Source organism: Halobacteriovorax sp. ZH5_bin.2 (genome assembly GCF_043196375.1).
Classification (GTDB): Bacteria; Bdellovibrionota; Bacteriovoracia; order Bacteriovoracales; family Bacteriovoracaceae; genus Halobacteriovorax_A.
In genome coordinates, this window is sequence record NZ_JBEBMJ010000001.1 from 627251 (window position 1) to 647623 (window position 20373).

The window sequence follows — 20373 nt, forward strand, 5'->3', positions numbered from 1 at the left end:
TTCTGCAGTCAATAAAAAGATAACCGATGTAAAGCCTCAATTTTTCTAAATTTTTTTTACCAATAGTAAATTTTTATTTAAATAAGTGAAAAGTATTAACCGATAGAAATTATGTTGATTTTATAAGGTGAGGAAAATGAGAAATATATTATTATTGTCGGTTATTCTTTTAATGACTAGTTGTTTGAAAGAATCTGAAGTTACATTTAATTTTGGATTTGAAGTAGCGGGCCTAGAAGTTATCTTAAGTGATAGTAGTTCAGGTTCAACAACACATTCAGTGACTAATAATATAGATATCGCTAAAAGTGGTGGTGATGACCTTACTCAATATTGTATTAGTGAAACGCAAACAGTTGCACCTATTGATACAAGTGCTGGTTCATGTGGGGGTGGCAATTGGGTAACTGGCTTTCCTTCTTCATTTGCACTCTCTGGTGGTGATGGGCTAAAGACTGTTTATATTTTTGGGGCCGATAGCTCTAATGCTATTTCTTCTGAGACAGTCAAAAAAACAATTACTCTGGATACAACAGATCCTACTGCCGTTTCGGCCCTAACTCTTGGGACGGTTCCGGCAAGCTTATCAACAACTCCTACTATTACATGGACGACAGACTCAACTGACAACCTTGTTCTTGTTGGCTATCAGGTAAGAGTCGTAAAAGATTCTGATTCCTCTGTTGAGCAGGATTGGACTTCTTTTACAAAGGGAGATTCTGTAAGTGGCCTATCTCTTGATGGAGGTGAAGATTATCGAATCGAAATTCGCGCCATTGATGAAGCGGGAAACACAAGTGTTGTGGTATCGGATACGTATACAACTCTTTCTATTTCAGGGTCTCTAACTTTAGGTAGCTCTGCGTTTTCTACACTTTATCAGCCAGGTGGAGTTGCGCCCGGTGGAGTTGAAGTGATTACACTAACAAACTCCGGTGGTATTGCAACAGGCCCTCTACTTGCACCCGTTATATACGGTGGTAAGAATTATTTTGAAGTAGCAACGGATACTTGTACTGGAACGAGTCTAAACCCTGGAGGGACTTGTACTATTGATGTGCGAATTAATTCTGGGATAGATGGATTCTTCTTAGCCTATATGTACGTAGGAGATGGTTCAATTGTTTCCTCAGAGCATATGCTTCAAGGGAGTGCCTATGGATTTCGTGCTGGAAACCTTTATATGTTTGGAGCATGGGATATCGGAACTGTTGCCAATGTTTATGATCCAAATAATTTTCTTTCTGTTATTCCTAATGACTTTACAGAAGTTACTGGTGGGATTCAATGGGCAAGTTTAGTTGGTGGGCTACAGCATACCTGTGGAATTGATACAGACTCTAAGCTTTACTGCTTTGGAGGTAATTGGGATGGCGAAATTGGTCATGGTATCGATGACCCTGCTTATGTTCCTCAAATTGTTATGCCAGAAAAGAATTGGAAAAGTGTCACAACTGGTTCAAATCTCACTTGTGCAATTGATAGTAGCGATGATCTTTTCTGCTGGGGTTATAACGGATCATGGGGACGTTTCGGAAATGGTACCACGACACATTCAAACGTACCTCTTTTCATTAATACGGGACTAAAGTGGAAGATGGTCTCTTCACTTGTAAGCCATACATGTGGAATTGATATGAATGATGATATGTATTGCTGGGGACGAAATAATAATGGTGGCCTAGGTGATGGGACGACGGCAACAGCGACGACTCCTGTTCTTGTAAATGGTGGCCACAAGTGGAAATACGTTGCTACTGGATATTACTCAACTTGTGGCGTAACAACTGCTGGTGTTGGTTATTGTTGGGGAGCTGGTGCTCGCTATATTATTGGTGATGGTACATCCGGCGATATCCATGAGCCAACAAATCCTGTCTCTGGTGGCCATGTTTTTAATAAAATTGAACTTGATTATGATTATGCTTGTGGACTAACAAATACCAACGATGTCTATTGCTGGGGGAATGATTCAAGCGGCTACGGTTATCTTGGTGATGGTAACGGGACACCTTCAACCACACCTGTTCAAATTTCAGGAGCACAGACATGGACAGATTTAAGTGTTAGAGGTTCAAATGCTTGTGCTATCGACTCGACAAATCAGATGTATTGCTGGGGATATAATGATGATGGACAGCTTGGTAATGGAAATTCAACTCATCAGATGTCACCTGTTCTTGTCCAAGGAGGACACAATTGGTCTTTAGCTACTGGAGCTGATTATGGTTCTTGTGGAGTCACAACCGCCGGAAAAGCTTATTGTTGGGGTTACTATTGGAACTATGGGCATCTAGGAAATGGCTTATACTCTGGTGGTATTTATCTTCCAAAGAAATTTCCAAGTACTACAACGTGGAAGAAGGTTTCAGCTGGGTATTCCCATTTTTGTGGAATAGATCAAGCAGACGATCTTTACTGTACTGGAGGAGATGATTACGGTGAAGTTGGAAATGGAAGTGGAGATACAAATCCATATAGTTTACCAACACTTGTTACTGGCTCTCACTCTTGGGCCGATGTCTCAGCATATCACTTTACTGTCTGTGGTATTACTACTGCTCAAGATGCGTATTGTTGGGGACAAAATACTAAAGGTGAAGTTGGGTCTGGTGCGGCCACTGCTACTTATGATGATCCAGTTATTGTAACAGGTGGTCATAAGTGGCTTAAGATCGATGTCGGTTTATCTCATGTTTGTGGAATACGAACTGATAATACTGCATACTGCTGGGGGGCCAATAACTATGGGCAGCTTGGTGATGGAAATACAAATTCGACAAATAATAATTCGCCTCTTGCCGTCTCTGGTGGGTTAACATTTAAGGATATTACAACAGGTGATCATTTCACATGTGGACTTACAACTAGTGATGAAATCTATTGCTGGGGACGAGATAATAGTGGTCAGCTTGGAAATGATGCCGCTAATACAAACTCGAATGTACCAGTCATTGTTGCTGGTGGTGGTACATGGACTTCAGTATCAACTGGATATAATTATGCTTGTGCATTAAGACCAGACAAAACTGCTCATTGCTGGGGAAGTGGAAATAACGGTGCAACAGGTTTAGGTCATGATTCTAATGTCGGTGTTCCAACTGCTGTTGTAGGAGGGCATACATGGGATAAGTTAGTTGCAGATGGTGGTAGTTACCATACATGTGGGCTTGAAGAAACAACAGGTGACTTATATTGCTTTGGATATACAAACTCAGGTGAAACAGGACTAGACCAGTCTGAGTCCTATGACTCTGTCAACACTCCTAGGGTATTTGTAAGAGGGATGCGCTTTAGTGATATTGTCTTGGGTGAATCTGTGACCTTTGGATTTATTACGCCTTAGAAAATATAGTCCGTACTTTTGTGCGCACTATACATACTAGAATTGATAATTAAATTCGATTCGATGGTCACCGTCAGCAATGTCTACTAGGTTACTCCAATTCGCAAAATAGCGAAGGTTAAAGCGTGGAGTAAATTGGTAGCTTGCTGCAAATTCGTGAAGAAGGATATTGTCTTTTCCTCCATATCCAGATGACTCATAAAGATCTGAGCCAGCAAGTACCGCTGCCCAGATAGGGTTGTAGTTAAGCCAGATCTTATCTGTAATCGTAAATTTTCCGTAGAAACCAACGACACTATTGAATCCAATAACAGAGAAGCCACTATCAACACTAGCATCATCTTCAATGGCATTTTTTCCAAACTCGACGCCGACACCAGCGAGAGGGTAGAGGTTAACGATCCAAAACTTTGGAAGTGCTTGAAGGATTGAATAGGAAGCATTCCCTGTTCTTTCTGCGAGGAGTGACTCTTTGAGGCTATAATTGATATCTAATTGAGAACCCCTTCCGCTGTTAATATTTGCGCTGAAGTTTCTAAAACGAAAATTATCCATGCGGTTTGACTTTTTTGAGGGACGATCCCAACCGAGGTCATCACCAAGGAAGCCTTTAAACTCAATTACATTCATGGCCGCAACGTCTTTGATTCCCGTATCGTAAGAAATACCAATCTTTGCGTTTAGCCCTTTGTTAGTTGCTCCAAGTCCGGCCTGCGTGTAGACGGCCAGAGGGTCCGACATATCTTGAACTTCTTTTGCTAAAGAAGGTGAGCATAGAAGAAGCGAAGAAATAAATATTGATAAATGAGCTTTCATAATTCTCCCTGTTTGTTCTCAATTTATAATTATTACTTATAGGCCATAAATTCATACCAAATTATTCTTTAAGAAATTTTAATATTCTTAAGTTTTTATCCCAGAGCGCAAAAGGTAATTTTTTGAAGAACTTAATTTTATAATTTTTTTGGAGTCATTATCGAAGCATTTAGCGATAAATTACTAGATATGATTGAGCGAAAGTCTCTGTGCGTCGAAAAATTCCGACTCATTAGAGAGGCCAGTTTAAAGATTTGCGTCGGTCTTAAGATTGAAGATTTTACAGTACAATCAGCTCCGGAAGTAAGCCCCCCCAAATGGCATCTGGCCCATACGACTTGGTTCTTTGAAGAGTTCATTCTGACCAAGTACTTAGCAGGGTATGAGAAATTTAATGATGATTATAGCTTGTTATTTAATTCATACTACAAGTCGGTAGGGACTCATTGGAAACAAGAAAAGAGAGGCCTCTTATCTAGGCCCACTGTTCAAGAAGTTCTGAGCTATCGCAATCACGTGGATACTGCAATGTTGACCCTGTTGGAGACAACAATGGAGCCTGAAAGAATTGAGTTTCTTTTAGAAGTTGGACTAAATCACGAACAACAGCACCAAGAGTTACTACTAATGGATATTAAACATATCCTAAGTTCTTCTCCGCTTTCTCCAGTCTACTCTGAAAAGAGATTGGAAGCATTCTCGGCCGGTTCATTAAAGTGGAGACACTTTAAAGAGGGAGTTTATGAACTAGGTAATAGTGACAGTGGCTTTGCTTACGATAATGAGAGGCCATGTCACAAAAGATATATAAACTCATTTGCCATTCGTGAAAGCTATATTTCAAATGGTGAGTATTTAGAGTTTATTAACTCCGGAGGATACCAGAGCTTTCAGTATTGGTTGAGTGATGGTTGGGATTGGATCAACGAAGAAAAAATTTATTCTCCACTTTATTGGAGACTAATCGAAGGTGAGTGGTTTGAATTCACTCTTCACGGTTTAGTGCCTCTTGATATGTATGCCCCTGTTACTCATATAAGCTTATATGAGGCCCAGGCATTTGCAAAATGGTCAGGTCAGCGCTTACCAACAGAGTTTGAATTAGAGCTGGCACTTGGGGATAAGAAATTACCGCTTTGGTGTTGGACTTCATCACATTACTCACCATACCCATCTTATGAATCATATATGGGTTCCCTAGGGGAATATAATAGTAAATTTATGTGTAATCAGTTTGTTCTGCGTGGAGGCTGCTTTGCGACTCCAAATGAACATTACCGAAATACATACCGAAACTTCTACCGTGCTCATCAGAGGTGGATGTTTTCGGGAATTAGAGTTGCAAAGGATATATAATGGAAGTGTCAGTACTTAGAGAAGTTAGTGAAGAGCAAAACTCAGAATTTTTAGAAGAGTTTGCAATCGATGTTTTAACCGGCCTATCAAAGCCTGAAAAACGCTTATCGACAAAGTATTTCTATGATGATCGTGGAAGTGATTTATTTCAAAAGATCACACAGCACCACGACTACTATTTAACTCGCACAGAGTTTAATATCTTAAAAGAGTCGAGTGCAAAAATAGCGAATTTAATTAACGAAGATGAAATTGATATCATCGAACTTGGCGCTGGTGATGGCCATAAGAGTGAGCTAGTCATCGATGGTTTCTTAGGACAAGGAAAGAAAGTTAACTACTTTCCAATTGATATTTCAGCTCAAGCACTTAAGCAGATGGAAGAGAATATCACTCACAAATCTGAGTTAAAGATTCATGGTATTGTTGCGGATTACTTACAAGGGCTTAAGTTTTTAAAAGAAAGATCTAAAAGGAGAAAGTTAGTTCTCTTTCTTGGATCAAATATTGGAAACTTTGATCGTACCCAAAGTGAGAATTTTCTTAGGCAGCTATGGAAGTATTTAAATAGCGACGATTATCTTCTCATTGGCTTTGATCTTAAGAAAGATGTGGAAAAGCTAAGTGCTGCTTACAATGATTCTAGCGGCTACACTCGTGATTTTAATCTCAATTTACTTGATAGAATAAATCGAGAGCTCGGCGGAAACTTTGATAAAGAGAAGTTTCAGCATATAGGCGTCTTTAACCCAAAGTTGGGGGCGATGGAGAGTTATCTTCTTCCTAAGGAAAAACAGGAAGTGTATATCAAAGAATTAGAGCATAGCTTTGAGTTTGAAGCCTATGAGCCACTACACCTCGAATATTCATTCAAGTACACGAAAGAGGATATAGAGCGAACGTGTCAGCACACGGGCTTCAAATTAAAGGATCACTTTACTGATAAAGATCAGTTGTTTATCGATTCTCTTTGGCAGGTTGTAAAAAACTAGGCTTTCTTTACAACTGAGCACTTTAGATACATCGAGCCATGGCCATCGACTTTACAAGAGATGTCGTGTCCATTAACAGGATCATCTAGTAGACGGATATTCTTAACTTTTGTACCAGACTTAATTGTACCTTTTCCGGCCTTTAGATCTTTAACAACTGTTACAGAGTCTCCGTTTTGTAACTGAGCACCGTTTACATCGACAAATTGTGGAGTGCTGTCATCTTCTTCCGAGCTTCCATCTAGGCTCCACTCGTTGAAACACTCTGGGCAAATCCATAATTGGCCATCGTTATAGGCGTAAGGTGAACTACATTTTGGGCATGTTTGATTTTCTTCTGTCATTCGATAAGAGTAAACCTTTGAAGGCCTATTGTAAATATGACAACTCTTTCACAAGAAAAAAGATATTAAAATATAATTAAATATTTATGAATTATATTGACTTTTATAGTCATTGTTCACGAATTCTGGATTATATTATAGGTGTGCAAAATTAGTTTTTTATTTTTACGGAGTACAAATGAATATTTTGATTTTATCTTCTAATAAAAATCTTTACTCGACAAAGAGATTAGTAGAAGAGGCTAAGCTTAGAGGTCACCATGTGGAAGTCGTTCGTCCAGACAAATGTTATATGGATGTTGTAACGGGTTCTCCAATGGTTTACTACCGCAAGAGAAAATTAGACAAGGTTGATATTGTCATACCAAGAATTGGAGCAAGTGTTAGTGCCTATGGGATGGCCATTGTACGACAATTTGAAATGATGGGAGTTTACTGCTTAAACTCATCCAATGCTATTGGACGCTCAAGAGATAAGCTGCGCTCTCTTCAAATCTTATCGCAAAAACATCTCCCTCTTCCTAAGACGGGGATGGCAAATAATACGCAACAAACAGAGAGTCTAATTAAACTAGTTGGTGGCGCACCGATGGTTGTAAAGCTTATCGAAGGATCTCAAGGAAAAGGGGTTATTCTGGCCGAGACAAAGAAAGCTGCAGAGAGCTTAATTGATGCCTTTAGAATTCTTAAGGCAAACTTTCTTGTTCAAGAATTTATCAAGGATGCAAATGGTGCTGATATTCGCTGCTTTGTTGTTGGTGGTAAGGTTATCGGAACAATGATGAGGCAAGCAAAAGAAGGTGAGTTCCGCTCTAATATTCACAGAGGTGGTGTCGGGACTCCTGTAAAGATCACGCCAGAAGAAAGAAAGGTTGCCATTGCAGCTGCAAAGGCGATGAAACTTAATATGGCCGGTGTTGATATTATCCGCTCAGGTAGTGGTCCAAAGATCTTAGAAGTAAATTCTTCTCCAGGACTGGAGGGAATTGAAGGCTGCACAAATAAGAATATAGCCGTTGAGATTATCGACTACGTTGAAAAAAATTACACAAAAGTCATCAAGGATAACTAATTGACGGATCAATTATTTAAATTAAAAGTTGAAGAAGTTGAAATTGGCAGACCAATCGTTGAGTTTGTCAATTTCCCTTCTTTCTATGGGCTACAAAAAGTAAAGGCTCCCATTTATATATATCGTGCAACGAAAGAGATTTCTCCCTGTGTTGTGGTAACAGCATGTATGCACGGAGATGAGATCAATGGATTAAGAGCGGCCCAACTTTTAATGAAGGGAAAGCTTAAGCTTCTTAAAGGAACCTTGATTATTATTCCTGCCGTTAATATCTATGGTTTTCTTAATAAGCAGCGCTATCTACCTGATCGCAAGGATTTAAATCGCTGCTTTCCTGGAAAGCCCAAGGGAAGCTTTGGCGCACGCTTTGCTAATTTTATTTTCAAACAAATTACAAAATATGGAGATGTCTTTGTCGACCTACACTCTGGTGGCCCAGGGCGATTTAATATCCCGCAAATACGTTGTGACCTCGACACGGAAGGAATGCTAGATCTTGTTAACAATATCAGTATCCCACTTGTTGTTAATAGCACTCTAAGAGATGGCTCCTTAAGAGAGGCCATTAATGATCTTGGCCGTCCTTGCATCGTCTTTGAGGGAGGAGAAGGTCTTCGTATTGACGAGACGATTGCAAAGTATGGAGTCAATCTCGTTAAAAGTATTTTGAGCCACTACGGCATGATTAAGAGTAAAAAGAGCTTTAAAGAAGAGAAATTCATCATTCGTAAAACGAAGTGGATGAGGGCCGCAAAAGGTGGACTTCTAATCAATAAGGCCCATCATGGAAAGATTGTAAAAGAAGGTGAAGTTGTTGGTGAGTTAAGGCAGCTTACAGGTGAACTTATTAGTCGAGTTACAATGGAGCATGATGGAGTGATTCTAGGAATCAGTAAGTCTTCAGTTGTTATGGCCGGAGACGCTCTTTATAATATTGGCTTCCTCTGTGAAGATACTCACGATGATATTGATGATCTTCAAGAAGGGGAAGGTGAGCTCTCTGATTACTTCGACTTTGAAGTTTAGCTCTTCTCGCTACCTATGAGAGAAGAAGTCTTTAGAATGCATAATATAAATTTTAATAGTGGCTACATTTGTGGTAATAGTTCATGAACGTTTCAAGTACCACCATAGAAGTCTATTCAGTGGTGCAAAAACTCCATGAAGAAAATTTAGACGCCTTTCGACCCATGAAATAACCAAGCATCCATCTTCACTCGTTGTTGATGGTTCATGTGTGTCTGATTCCTCAAAAGTTGAAAAGTCTCCAGTATCAAGCCTATGGCCATCACTACTGTAATACCCATCAAGAACATAGCTATACTCTCTTCCGTGGTGGCCATGCTTTGGGATAGTTTCACCTGGACCAAGGTAGATAAAGAAGAGTCCTCCGGCCTTACCAGATGTCACTTGGGCAACAGCACTATTTTCACCAAATTCTTTCCAGTTAATTTCTTTTTCTGTAACAAATGAAAGAGTATCAGGCAGGGGAAAGGTTTTATCATGAAACTTTAGAGTTGCTGGGCTGTGGGCGTTATTGCTTTCCACCTTTGGTTGCGCGTCTTGAACTTTTTCAAAAATTGAATTGAAAATATCATCACTCTCACCCTGAGAAAGTTGTGTCGTATAACTAGAGTGGAAGAAATCACTTGCTTGTCTCTCCATCTCTGACTCTGCATGTATACGACAGGCTTCACAATTATTAAGGTGAGTCTTCACTAGAAGCCCAAGCCCAGCTTCAAGCTCTCCAGATTCATATTTTTTTATTAATTCACTGTCTGGATGATAAAGCTTCTTCACTTTTCCTCCAATATAATCTTTAGGTTTTTAATGGCCAGGCGAATACGTGACTTCACTGTGCCTAGCGGGATCTTTTCTTGTTCTGCAAATTCTTTTTGAGTTAGTCCTTCTTGGTAGATACCGTTAAGGACTTCCTGCTGTTCGATTGATAGCTTATTTATCATTTCTTTCGTATAGGCTAAGTGAAAAATTTCTTCACTATTATAATCTTCATCTTCTTGTTGAAGATATTCGTCATCAAAAATATCATTTGCACTGATGATACTTAATGGATCTCTGCCTTGTTTTCTTAATAGATCGTATTTTTGATTTCTCACAATTGCATAAACCCAAGTGTTAATATTTCCTTTATCGTTATTATATTGGTGAGCATTTCTCCAGATTTTAAGCATCACTTCTTGTGCCATATCTGCAGACTGTTCTTTATTTAGGCCACCTTTTAGGCCATATCCAATTACTTTTGGATAATAGAAGTCAAATAGCTTCTTGAAAGCATCTCGCGACTTATCCTTCGCTATTTGCATAAGCAAATATTCAATGTCTGACAGACTTAGTTGCACCTTAGCAGCTCTCCCTATAATAGGAATTATTTTAGCATAATTTATGCTTGTGTTATTTAGTAAGTCATTTGCTGCACTAAATGCCTTCATATTACTTAATACGCTACTCGCATCAATTTGGATCACTTCGTAAAAATAAAAAAACTAAGTATCTAATATTAGGCGAAAAATAGAGTTTTTTTTTTGAGGGTGATCTTTTATCGAAGTATGCACGTATCCATAAGCATAAGACAAATAAAGGACTGACCGTGTTTGATTTAATCGTGCTCATACTATTCTTAGTTATTCTCTATTTTACAATAGGCTGGTTCATTTCTTTGAATATTAAAATATTCTCATACTTGGACTTCTACTGGAGCTCAAGTTTTCTCATTGTTATAGGAACTTTGCTATTGTCTCAGCCTAAGCTAATTGAGACATCTCAGTTTATAATACTCTGCCTTCTTTATTCATTCTGGTCTGTACGACTAAGTACGCACTTATTTCAAAGAATAAGAAAGACTGGAGAGGATAGTCGTTACATAAATTTAAAGAAGAAATGGAAGGTTATGTACGGTGTTTACCTTTACGGACTCTTTGTTGGCGAGGGCATACTAACAGTTGTCTTATCACTACCTCTGTTTCTTCTCCTCGATGCAGGAAGCTTAACTGTTTTTAACTTTCTAGGCATGACTATATTCATCATAGCACTCTTAGGGGAGATGACTGCTGATAGACAACTTAAAAGCTTTGTCTCTAATAAGGATAATAAAGGTAAAGTTTGTGATCTTGGATTATGGAAGTTCTCACGTCATCCGAATTACTTTTTTGAAACGATAATTTGGTTATCATACGGAGTATATGGGCTAGATTTGGCAAGGCCTGTTACTTTGATTGGTTTTATCCCATATATCATCATGCTCTATCTTATTACTTCTGTTACAGGAGTCCCGCCGGCCGAGGAGTCATCATTGAAGTCTAAAGGTGAAGTTTACCGAGAGTATCAAAAGAGAACTAGTCGGTTTCTTATATGGTTTCCAAAAAGAGTCATAAAACTTGTCTTAATAATATGTTTAATTGGAGGAGTAAGTGTGAAAGAGCTAAAAGCTGCAGGCTTAGATACTCAAAATCAACAAGCACAACGAATTGAAAAGGTTTTTAACGAACTTCGAGCAGATAATATTGAAATCTTAAATGACTTTTATGATAAGAAAGCGCTCTTTATTGATCCAATCGGCGAGCATAAAGGACTCGATGCAGTAAAGGACTACTATCAGGGAATCTATCAAGGAGTAGAAGATATTCGTTTTGAATTTTCTGAAATTATTTCAAATGGCAATCATCATGTTGCCGTTTGGAAGATGATTCTTGTTACGCCTAATCTGAACTCAGGGAAGCCTGTTATCTTACATGGAAACTCTGTCATTAAATTTAATGAATCTGGCCTAGTAAGCTACCATCGTGACTATTTTGATATGGGGGAGTTTATTTATCAGCATATTCCAATACTAGGTTCTTTAATTAAGTATATCAAAAATAGGCTAAAGGGGCAGTAATGAGAATTGCAATCATTGGCTCTGGTATTTCTGGACTGACATGTGCCTATAAGCTTTCGAAAAAGCATGATATTACGCTTTTTGAGGCCAATGACTATCTTGGTGGTCATACTCATACTCATGAAATCGAATATGAAGATCAAGAGTTTAAAATTGATACAGGCTTCATTGTTTTCAACAGAAAGACATATCCGCATTTCTTGAGTCTTATCAACGAACTGGGTGTTGAGTATAAGCCTACTGCAATGAGTTTCAGTGTTCACTGTGATAAGACAGGTCTTGAATACAATGGCACTACGTTAAATACTTTATTTGCTCAAAGAAGAAATCTCTTTAGACCTTGGTTTTACTCCATGATTAATGGGATTATCGACTTTAATAAAAAGGCCAAAGACTTTCTAACAAATGACTCAGGAGATATTTCTCTTTCTCACTTCTTTGAAACAAGGGGAGTTAAGAAGAGTGTTATCGACTATTATATTGTACCGATGATGGCGGCCGTCTGGTCGACAGACCCTGTTGACGTTTGGCGATTCCCTGCCAAATTCGTTTTACGATTCTTTGAGAATCATGGCTTCTTAGAAGTTGATGATCGACCACAGTGGTATGTCATTGAAGGTGGTTCAAATTCATATATCAAGAAAATGGTGCCACATTTTAAGAATTCTATAAGACTTAATACTCCTGTTAAATATATTACTCGTGAAAGAGAACAAGTTATCATTGAAACGAAAGAGGGCCGTGAAAGCTTTGATCAAGTTATTATTGCAACACATTCAGATACGGCCTTGAAGCTATTAGAGAGTCCTACGAGTAAAGAAGTCGAGTTACTCACTGCCATTCCCTATGTTGCAAATCCTACTTATCTTCACACAGATGATAGCTTCTTACCTAAAAGAGAACTTGCTGTCGCAGCATGGAATTATCAACTTCCAGCACAGAAGTCCATTGGCTCAACTGTCACTTATAATATGAATATTCTTCAAGGGATAAATTTTCATAAAAATTTTAATGTCACACTGAATCCATATCGACCTATTAAGGAAGAGACTATTCTTAAACAAATGAACTATATGCACCCTCTATTCACTTTAGATGGGATGAGAGCTCAAGCTAGGTGGCATGAAATTAGTGGTCACAACCGTACTCATTACTGTGGAGCTTATTGGAGAAATGGTTTTCACGAAGATGGTGTCTTTAGTGCCTTGAGAGTCGTAGAGAAATTGGAGAAGTTATGAAATCGTGCCTTTATGAAGGAGTCGTCATACATTCTCGCTCTCGTCCTAAATTACACTTCTTTAAGTATAAGCTTTTTCTCGTTTATCTCGATTTAGATGAGGTGGATGAGTTTTTCTCCCTTTCACGCTTCTGGTCTTATATGAAACGAAATATTGCTTACTTTAAAAGAAGTGATTATCACGGTGATAAGACTAAGGATCTTAAGGAAGAAGTTTTAAAGACTGTGGAAAAACATCTTGGTCGCAGAAGTGAAGGGCCAGTTCGAATGCTGACTAGTCTTCGATACTTTGGTCACTGCTTCAATCCTGTTACTTTCTACTACTGCTTTAATAAGGAGGGGGAGATTGACGCTATTATGGCCGAAATTGAAAATACACCTTGGGGCGAAAGATTTTGCTATGTCGTCGATGCAATAAAAGCTCCTTGCGACAAAGAGATCGAGACACAGTTTGAAAAAGAATTTCATGTGTCACCGTTTTTTCCAATGTCCTTGGCATATGATTGGAAATTTTCTAAGCCTCATGATGTGTTGAAAATAAACATGGATACATTTGAGAAAGGCGAGAAGGTCTTTTTTGCAAATATGAACCTTAAGAAGGTAGAGGCAACAGAAGGGTCGCTTAATAATATATTAATTAAATTCCCTTTGATGACTCTAAAAGTTGTCTTCGGTATTTACTTTCAAGCATTCCTCCTATGGGTGAAAGGTGTACCTTTCTATGATCACCCAAATCCCAATAGTCGTAGGAACTTACTTTCACAAACGAATATAAAGGAGTAATAATGAAACCAGATATCAAAACTATTGAAAAGTCTCAATTATTGAATAAAGATGATGCACCAGGCGTTCTCCTTCGAACACTTCGTGATGCAATCCTAAAGAAGTTGGCCTTGTTAGAAAATGTTCGACTAACGATTTATGTTGGCAGTAAGAAGCATATTCTAGGTCGTGGTCCTCAACGAATTAGTGCCGAAATGATCATTCATGATCAAAGCTTCTTTACTGATATTTTTATCAAGGGCTCCATTGGTGCAGCAGAGTCTTACATTTTAAAGAAATGGGACACACCTAACTTAAGTAATGTGATGAGAGCTTTTGCTATTAATAAGACGCTCTTAAGTGAAATGGACTCTGGCTTTGTCAATCTTTTGAAGCCGGCGAGATTCTTAGAATATTGGCAAAGTCGAAATACACTTACTGGCTCTAAGAAGAATATTGAGGCCCATTACGACTTACCTGATGAATTATTTAAGCACTTCTTAGATGACTCGATGATGTATTCAAGTGCAATATTTGCAAATGAAAACTCTACTTTAGAAGAGGCACAACAATATAAGCTTAAACTTATTGGTGAACGATTAAATATTAGGGCAGGTGATCATATTCTTGAAATAGGAACTGGTTGGGGAGCTCTTGCTATACACCTCGCTCAAGCTTATGACTGTCATGTTACAACAACCACGATTTCAGAAAATCAATATGAAGAAGCTCAAAGAAGAATTAAGGCCGCGGGACTTGAAGATAAGATTACTCTTTTGAAAAAAGACTATCGTCTGCTAGAGGGAAGTTTTGATCGTGTTGTTTCAATCGAGATGATTGAGGCGGTAGGTGAGAAGTTTTTAAATACGTATATAAAGAAAATTTCAGATGTTCTAAAAGAAGATGGACTTGCTCTTCTACAAATAATTACGATTAACGATCAAGAATATGATCGAGCAGTAAAAGAGTTAGACTTTATTAAGAAGTTTATCTTTCCTGGAAGTTTTATACCTTCGATTCATGCTGTTTTAGGTGCGGCCAAGAAAGTGTCGGATATGCGCCTATATTCTCAAGTTGATTTTGCACAGGATTATGTGCGCACTCTTGAAGAGTGGCAGAATCGATTCAATCACGAAACACATAAGATCCCAAAACTTGGTGAAGATGAACAATTCAAACGACTTTGGAATTTTTACTTTTCGTATTGTATAGGGGGCTTCAGTGAAAGGGCCATTGGTGTTTCTCATTTAGTCTTTGGTAAACCGTTATACAGATCATAGGAGGATATGATGTCTATTTTAATGAGTGCTGCTGAAAGAGGCTTTATTCCTGATCCATTAATTAGAATGGGAATAAGAAAATTAATCAAACAACGTAAGGATGAAATTAATGAAAACCTTGAGTTCCATAAAAGTGGAATTATCAAAGAGTTTAATAAGTCCCTTATTGCAGAAGATGTCGATAAAGCAAATGAGCAACACTATGAACTTCCACCGGAGTTCTTTAAGTTAGTTTTAGGAGCGAATCTAAAATATTCAAGTGCTCTCTTTGATGATGGGGTAAAAACTCTTGATGAGGCCGAAAGTGCAATGCTTGAAAAGTACTGCGAAAGGGCCAAAATTGAAGATGGTATGGATATTCTTGAATTAGGTTGTGGCTGGGGTTCACTAAGTCTCTATCTTGCGAAGAAATTTCCTAATTCAAAAATTGTCGCAATTTCGAACTCGAATGGACAAAGAGAGTTTATTGAAGATCGTATAAAAGAGCGCTCTTTGAATAATCTAGAGATTAAAACATGTGATATTAATGAATTCAGTATCGACCGTAAGTTTGACCGAATAGTTTCTATCGAAATGTTTGAACATATGCGTAATTATAATTCATTGTTTTCTAAAGTCTCTTCATGGTTAAAAGATGATGGGAAGCTATTTATCCATATTTTTTGCCATAAAGATGCCTCTTATTTCTTTGAAACTCAAGGAGAAGATAATTGGATGGGCCGTTACTTTTTCACTGGAGGAGTGATGCCTAGCTTTGACCTATTTGAAAAGGTGCAGGATAGTTTCAAACTAGTTGAAAAATGGAAAGTTAATGGTGCTAATTATCAAGAAACTTCAGAGCAGTGGTTTCAAAATATGGAGAAGAAGCGTCCTGAAGTAATGAAAGTTATGGCAGCTACCTACGGTGAAGACCAGGCCAATATTTGGTTTCATCGTTGGAAGATCTTTTTTGCATCTTGTGCCGAGTTATTTGGCCATGACAAAGGTGAAGAGTGGTTTGTTGGACACTTCTTATTTGAAAAGAAGTAGTCAAACACGGAGATTAAAATGATTTTTGCAATATGCTTTTTATTTGTTCATTGGTACTTGTCATTATTTTGTCAGTCTTTTTATTTACATCGTTATGTCTCTCATAGCCTATGTAAACTGACACCTGCTTGGAACAAGTTCTTTTTAGTTCTTACAATTATTGCTCAAGGGCCTAGCTTCTTACGTCCTCAGCACTATAAGGCATTGCATTTAAATCATCACAAACACTCAGATGAGATTGGAGACCCTCATTCTCCAGTTGTTAGTAAAAATATTATCTCTATGATGTTTCAAACTTATAGGGAGTACATGAGCGTAGAGACACAAGAAGAGCAATATCCTAGTGTTGTTGCTTTCGCCGATTCCGTATTCGTCAGATTGCTCTTTGTTGTGCTCTATGCGCTCATGTATTTAATGTTTACTGATTCGTACTGGTATCTTCTATTAGTTCCTATTCACAGCTTTTTAGGGCCAATTCATGGGGCGATTGTGAACTGGTGTGGTCATAAATATGGTTATCGAAACCATAACTTGGATGATAATTCTAAAAATACTCTCTTAATTGATTTCTTAATGATGGGGGAACTATATCAGAATAATCATCATGCTAATGAGAGCAGCTTAAATTTTGCTGATAAAAAATTTGAACTCGACTTTACTTTTATTGCTCTTAAGTTTTTGAAGCGGGCGAAGGTGGTGAGCTATGATTAAGCTAATGAGAAATATTATACTCTTAGGACTTCTTTCTTTATACGCGAATGCTTCAAGTGACCAATTGCGCCTGATTGGAAAGGGGACTTTGTCATACTTTATCTGGGATGTTTATGAAGTCTCTTACTTTAAAAACTCTAGTGATAAAGTAGAATTACTTAAGATTAGATATCTTCGTGACATCGAAAAGAAACTTTCCCAAAAAGGTTGGCAGGAAGCTTTAAAACACTACGATAATATTGAAAGTCAATTGAAGGCATTTGTAGAGAGTAGTGTTGATGTAAAAGAAGGGGATATCATTTCTATCTATAAACTTAATGGAGATAAAGTTGTCATAAAGAAGAATGATAAGGTCATCCTTGAACGTAGGGACGATAAAAAGCTGTATTCTTTGGCCCATGCTCCGTGGATTGGTGAATATCCTGTTGATTCTGATTTAAAAAGAGACTTGTTAAAGTAGCTTAGATCCATGCCATTGTTCCAGCACTATAATGGCCATCACTTTCAACTGCATTTTCGCCTAGTTCTTTATTTACCTTTTCAATTGACTCCTTAAGGGCCTTTTGAATTAGTGCTTGCTCCCCTGACGTGAATTGTAGTTCTTCTTTAACTCCTATAATAAGGTCGATTTGACCATGCTTTATTTGTGTAGGCATTTTTGTAGCAATTGTTAAATTTTTAAGTTTTGAACTTTTAATTTTTCCAGCTCCAACACCTGTTAAAATCTTTCTAAGATGTTTTTCAACGAGCTCTCCATGTACCGCTAAATTTGTTCGATCACTTTGTTTTACGCCTGCAGGTATAATACTTAATCTGTACTGAGAAGGATTCTCTTGAGATGCAAATTTACTAACAAGTGCAATCTGGTCTTGTGCTGTCAATTCCTTAGAAGGAATCATGACACAGTCATCACCACTACAAGCATTACTATATTTAATTTGCCTCTCATCTAAAACATCTTTCACAATTTGATTAAATCTTGTTTTTATTTGGTCAAAAGTTGATGTTACTTTTATTTCTCCGGCCCTTGTGGCCTTGACGATATCGGAAGGTGAGTGTTTATCTGAATTTAGTATATCAAATGCAACCTGACGGATATTTCTTGCTCCCATTCCTGTGATATCTCCTGACATTCCTCCAAAATTTGCAGCATTTAAATTTGCATTAACACGCTCTTTAATCCAGAGCCCTGGTGTTAGAGAATCGAGATTTTTAATATAACTCATTAATTCTTGGCCATCTTGAATTGATAATTTACTTCCAAAACGACGATTTAATTCATTAGCAAGGGATTCTCCCTGAGCAGAAGGTGGACCTGTGATTTTTCTCGCTACTTCAAAGACTTCGAGAGTAGGTACAAAAGACTTTTGATCAGCTATTCTTTCTATAAGGCCAACCTTTGCAAGAGGGTGGTTCTGACTCAACCTATCTGTATATTTAACGATACTTTTAACTTCATCTTCGATAGTAAATTTTACTTTTTGAAAACTTGCAACCTGACCAGAGCGATCTACTGAACGACTCCTTTTGGCGGCCTGTCCGGCTTCATCTGCAGTGGCTCCAATTCCTGCTTGGAACCATCCTCGAATATTTTCAGTTGCTGAAATTCCGTCCATCGTCTTAATCATATCGGCAAACTCGCTATTAGCTTCTTGGTAAACAGAATTTAGCTCTTTTGTTAATTGGGCCTTAATTTCACTTGATAAGTCTTTTGGAACAAAGGCAAAGCGTGTTGACTTAAAGTCTGAATATACTTCAATATCAATATTTGGATACTTCTTTAATAATTCATTGATTCTCGTTGCAACAATGGTCTTGTGGGCATTGGTAAGTGCTGTCACAAGGCTTTTGTCTCCAATTGTATCGTTTAATCTCTTTAGAGCAGAGTTTTCAATATCTAAATAAAGAGATGCATTAGATGCCCTTGCATTTTGAATCCAGCGACTATTTAATTCTTGCCCAGTGAGGACAAAGTCTTCATATTTTGAAATAAAGTCTGCCTTATTTCCAATTTTTTCGTTCGGATTTATAAATATTGATTGACGATACTGATCTCTTTTTCTGATCCCTTTTAGGTCGTAGTCAAAAGTTGTTCCGGAAGGGGAGTAGCGCATTGATTTGGAAGCGATCTTCACACCACTTCCGATAAATTCTCCAGTTACAGAAAGTGGAGCAAGTAGGAGTGTGAAATCTCTTTCAAATTTTCGATCCTCATATAACTGAGCTGTTGTAAGACCAGAGTTGAACGCTAGAGCTGCTTCTTCATATCGGTTTTGTGCGATACTTATTCCTATTGTCTCTGCAGCAACACCGACTCCAATCATACAGCCAATTCCTGCAGTAAATGCGCATACACCACCACCAATAAGTGCTGCTCCTGCTAGGGCCAAGTCAGTTTTTATCTCTTTAAATTCTTCTTGATCTTTTAGGTCTTGAGAAACATCACACAGAACCTTTGATACTCCTCTGTCTGTTATAAAGGAGTTTAAGATATTATCATTACGAATTAGTGAAGCCTCATCTGCCTTTTCCAAATGTGTAAGTCTGTCAATTGAAAGACCTGTTTGTTTGGCCAAGTTGGAAATGACTGTTGTGACTTCGCTAAGGATTTCTTTATCGCTTTCAGTTCCTCTTAGATCAATATGGGCCAAGATTGGATTACTCGCTAGCTTGTTGTTATATTCTTTCTTTAACTGCCTACGGTAGTTATCCATATTGCTAGCAACTGCTTTATCTAGTGTGCGTTGGTGAAAAGATTCACAAGAATAACGCCCTTTTGAAGGAAGAAAGCCAAAAGAAGTAGGTGATAATTTTTCGATACATTTATTTTTACCAAAGTTCTCCTCAAACCACGCTTGTTTAAAGTGATACTTTATTGCCTCTACTTCTTCTTCAATCTTTGCTTTTTCATCTTTAGTTAATTGCTTCAGCGCTTTATCCTGAAACTTATGCTTTATTGATGTACTATAGAGAATTGGTTTCATTCTCTGAAAGTTAGGAGGAGGGACCATCATAGACATTGTGGCCCTTAGCTTAGGTGATTCAGTTTTTACTGTTTTAAGAATAGTTTCTTTGATCTTTTTGCACTCTGGATTATTTGAAATGAGGCATTCTTTTAATTTATCAAAGTAAGATTTATTTTTTCTAAGCTCACTAATTGTGAATTCTCTTAGTTCATTAAGTAGATTATCTTCGTAAATATTTCTTTCAATGGCGGTTGCAGTTTTAGACAATTCTTTGAAATCATCAAAATAATTGATTCGTCCATTTTCACAACCAATATAGTATTCATCGCTCTGATTATTTTTAGACACATTTTGACATGCAGCTATCTCATAACTTCGGTGGGATTCGATGACAGAGCTACTTTGCGCAAAAGTATTTAATGCAATAATAATACCTGAAAATAGCAAAAGAAGCCTTGTTGTCACACCCTTATTATCGGTCATTTATTGCTTTTTTCTTAGTATTATCTGAAGATGAACGGGGTGAAAAAATATGACTTTTAACATGTTTTTTGATTAGATATTATA

The 20373-nt window shown here is 37.8% G+C and carries 17 protein-coding genes; 12 read left to right on the forward strand and 5 right to left on the reverse strand.

The genetic code is table 11. The features are described from left to right. The first annotated feature begins 136 nt into the window (after positions 1–136). Positions 137–3346, forward strand: coding sequence for an RCC1 domain-containing protein (locus ABMA76_RS03135; RefSeq protein ID WP_392908929.1), 3210 nt, complete (start codon positions 137–139; stop codon positions 3344–3346). Positions 3347–3382: 36 nt separating this feature from the next. Here ABMA76_RS03135 and ABMA76_RS03140 read toward each other — a convergent pair whose 3' ends face one another. Then, positions 3383–4162, reverse strand: coding sequence for a hypothetical protein (locus tag ABMA76_RS03140; protein ID WP_393060927.1), 780 nt, complete (start codon positions 4160–4162; stop codon positions 3383–3385). Between the two features lie 189 nt (positions 4163–4351). Between ABMA76_RS03140 and egtB the strand changes: the two genes are divergently transcribed. Next, on the forward strand, positions 4352–5518 hold the full coding sequence (egtB, locus tag ABMA76_RS03145; protein WP_393060929.1) for an ergothioneine biosynthesis protein EgtB: 1167 nt from the start codon (positions 4352–4354) through the stop codon (positions 5516–5518). After that, entirely contained in the window at positions 5518–6510 is a 993-nt protein-coding gene (gene egtD / locus ABMA76_RS03150; RefSeq protein ID WP_393060931.1) for an L-histidine N(alpha)-methyltransferase, read from the forward strand. The genes egtB and egtD overlap by 1 nt, the downstream gene beginning before the upstream one ends. Here the strand turns inward: egtD and ABMA76_RS03155 are convergent. Then, positions 6507–6854 carry a zinc ribbon domain-containing protein YjdM gene (locus ABMA76_RS03155; RefSeq protein ID WP_393060933.1) on the reverse strand — a complete coding sequence of 116 codons (348 nt, stop codon included), beginning with the start codon at positions 6852–6854 and terminating at the stop codon, positions 6507–6509. The two genes, egtD and ABMA76_RS03155, sit on opposite strands and share 4 nt — an antisense overlap. Before the next feature lie 178 nt (positions 6855–7032). Here ABMA76_RS03155 and rimK point away from each other — a divergent pair, with 178 nt between their 5' ends. Continuing rightward, a complete protein-coding gene (gene rimK, locus ABMA76_RS03160) occupies positions 7033–7926 on the forward strand; it encodes a 30S ribosomal protein S6--L-glutamate ligase (protein ID WP_393060935.1) in 894 nt (297 codons plus the stop codon). Further along, on the forward strand, positions 7927–8952 hold the full coding sequence (locus tag ABMA76_RS03165) for a succinylglutamate desuccinylase/aspartoacylase family protein (RefSeq protein WP_393060937.1): 1026 nt from the start codon (positions 7927–7929) through the stop codon (positions 8950–8952). 81 nt (positions 8953–9033) lie between these two features. On the opposite strand, the gene ABMA76_RS03170 is transcribed toward ABMA76_RS03165, so the two are convergent. Next, a complete protein-coding gene (locus tag ABMA76_RS03170) occupies positions 9034–9726 on the reverse strand; it encodes a cupin domain-containing protein (protein ID WP_392908936.1) in 693 nt (230 codons plus the stop codon). Next, positions 9723–10250, reverse strand: coding sequence for a sigma-70 family RNA polymerase sigma factor (locus ABMA76_RS03175; protein WP_392908938.1), 528 nt, complete (start codon positions 10248–10250; stop codon positions 9723–9725). The genes ABMA76_RS03170 and ABMA76_RS03175 overlap by 4 nt, the downstream gene beginning before the upstream one ends. Before the next feature lie 299 nt (positions 10251–10549). On the opposite strand from ABMA76_RS03175, the gene ABMA76_RS03180 reads away from it, so the two are divergent. Genes ABMA76_RS03180 through ABMA76_RS03210 form a run of 7 tightly spaced genes read left to right on the forward strand, consistent with a single transcriptional unit; the run spans position 10550 to position 17300 of the window. Next, positions 10550–11821, forward strand: a complete 1272-nt coding sequence (locus ABMA76_RS03180; protein WP_392909544.1) for a DUF1295 domain-containing protein — start codon at positions 10550–10552, stop codon at positions 11819–11821. Continuing rightward, positions 11821–13059 (forward strand): NAD(P)/FAD-dependent oxidoreductase, encoded by a 1239-nt coding sequence (locus ABMA76_RS03185; protein ID WP_392908940.1) that lies wholly within the window; start codon positions 11821–11823, stop codon positions 13057–13059. The genes ABMA76_RS03180 and ABMA76_RS03185 overlap by 1 nt, the downstream gene beginning before the upstream one ends. Then, positions 13056–13841, forward strand: a complete 786-nt coding sequence (locus tag ABMA76_RS03190) for a DUF1365 domain-containing protein (RefSeq protein ID WP_392908942.1) — start codon at positions 13056–13058, stop codon at positions 13839–13841. The genes ABMA76_RS03185 and ABMA76_RS03190 overlap by 4 nt, the downstream gene beginning before the upstream one ends. A 2-nt stretch (positions 13842–13843) precedes the next feature. Continuing rightward, positions 13844–15100: a class I SAM-dependent methyltransferase gene (locus tag ABMA76_RS03195; protein ID WP_392908943.1), complete on the forward strand. Its 1257-nt coding sequence runs from the start codon at positions 13844–13846 to the stop codon at positions 15098–15100. 9 nt (positions 15101–15109) lie between these two features. Continuing rightward, positions 15110–16129, forward strand: coding sequence for an SAM-dependent methyltransferase (locus ABMA76_RS03200; protein ID WP_392908945.1), 1020 nt, complete (start codon positions 15110–15112; stop codon positions 16127–16129). An 18-nt stretch (positions 16130–16147) separates the two neighbouring features. Next, the gene (locus ABMA76_RS03205; protein ID WP_392908947.1) at positions 16148–16840 is read left to right on the forward strand and encodes a fatty acid desaturase; all 693 of its coding nucleotides are present in this window, start codon (positions 16148–16150) and stop codon (positions 16838–16840) included. Continuing rightward, positions 16833–17300, forward strand: a complete 468-nt coding sequence (locus tag ABMA76_RS03210) for a chalcone isomerase family protein (RefSeq protein ID WP_392908949.1) — start codon at positions 16833–16835, stop codon at positions 17298–17300. The genes ABMA76_RS03205 and ABMA76_RS03210 overlap by 8 nt, the downstream gene beginning before the upstream one ends. Before the next feature lies 1 nt (position 17301). Here ABMA76_RS03210 and ABMA76_RS03215 read toward each other — a convergent pair whose 3' ends face one another. Continuing rightward, complete coding sequence (locus ABMA76_RS03215) at positions 17302–20289, reverse strand: hypothetical protein (RefSeq protein WP_393060939.1); 2988 nt, start codon at positions 20287–20289, stop codon at positions 17302–17304. Between the last annotated feature and the right edge of the window lie 84 nt (positions 20290–20373).

What these genes read in the sequence shown, in the direction of transcription:
- ABMA76_RS03135 (WP_392908929.1), top strand. Translation starts at nt 137, where the DNA reads ATGAGAAATATATTATTATTGTCGGTTATTCTTTTAATGACTAGTTGT.
- ABMA76_RS03140 (WP_393060927.1), bottom strand. Translation starts at nt 4,162, where the DNA reads ATGAAAGCTCATTTATCAATATTTATTTCTTCGCTTCTTCTATGCTCA.
- egtB (WP_393060929.1), top strand. Translation starts at nt 4,352, where the DNA reads ATGATTGAGCGAAAGTCTCTGTGCGTCGAAAAATTCCGACTCATTAGA.
- egtD (WP_393060931.1), top strand. Translation starts at nt 5,518, where the DNA reads ATGGAAGTGTCAGTACTTAGAGAAGTTAGTGAAGAGCAAAACTCAGAA.
- ABMA76_RS03155 (WP_393060933.1), bottom strand. Translation starts at nt 6,854, where the DNA reads ATGACAGAAGAAAATCAAACATGCCCAAAATGTAGTTCACCTTACGCC.
- rimK (WP_393060935.1), top strand. Translation starts at nt 7,033, where the DNA reads ATGAATATTTTGATTTTATCTTCTAATAAAAATCTTTACTCGACAAAG.
- ABMA76_RS03175 (WP_392908938.1), bottom strand. Translation starts at nt 10,250, where the DNA reads ATGCAAATAGCGAAGGATAAGTCGCGAGATGCTTTCAAGAAGCTATTT.
- ABMA76_RS03185 (WP_392908940.1), top strand. Translation starts at nt 11,821, where the DNA reads ATGAGAATTGCAATCATTGGCTCTGGTATTTCTGGACTGACATGTGCC.
- ABMA76_RS03190 (WP_392908942.1), top strand. Translation starts at nt 13,056, where the DNA reads ATGAAATCGTGCCTTTATGAAGGAGTCGTCATACATTCTCGCTCTCGT.
- ABMA76_RS03195 (WP_392908943.1), top strand. Translation starts at nt 13,844, where the DNA reads ATGAAACCAGATATCAAAACTATTGAAAAGTCTCAATTATTGAATAAA.
- ABMA76_RS03200 (WP_392908945.1), top strand. Translation starts at nt 15,110, where the DNA reads ATGTCTATTTTAATGAGTGCTGCTGAAAGAGGCTTTATTCCTGATCCA.
- ABMA76_RS03205 (WP_392908947.1), top strand. Translation starts at nt 16,148, where the DNA reads ATGATTTTTGCAATATGCTTTTTATTTGTTCATTGGTACTTGTCATTA.
- ABMA76_RS03210 (WP_392908949.1), top strand. Translation starts at nt 16,833, where the DNA reads ATGATTAAGCTAATGAGAAATATTATACTCTTAGGACTTCTTTCTTTA.
- ABMA76_RS03215 (WP_393060939.1), bottom strand. Translation starts at nt 20,289, where the DNA reads ATGACCGATAATAAGGGTGTGACAACAAGGCTTCTTTTGCTATTTTCA.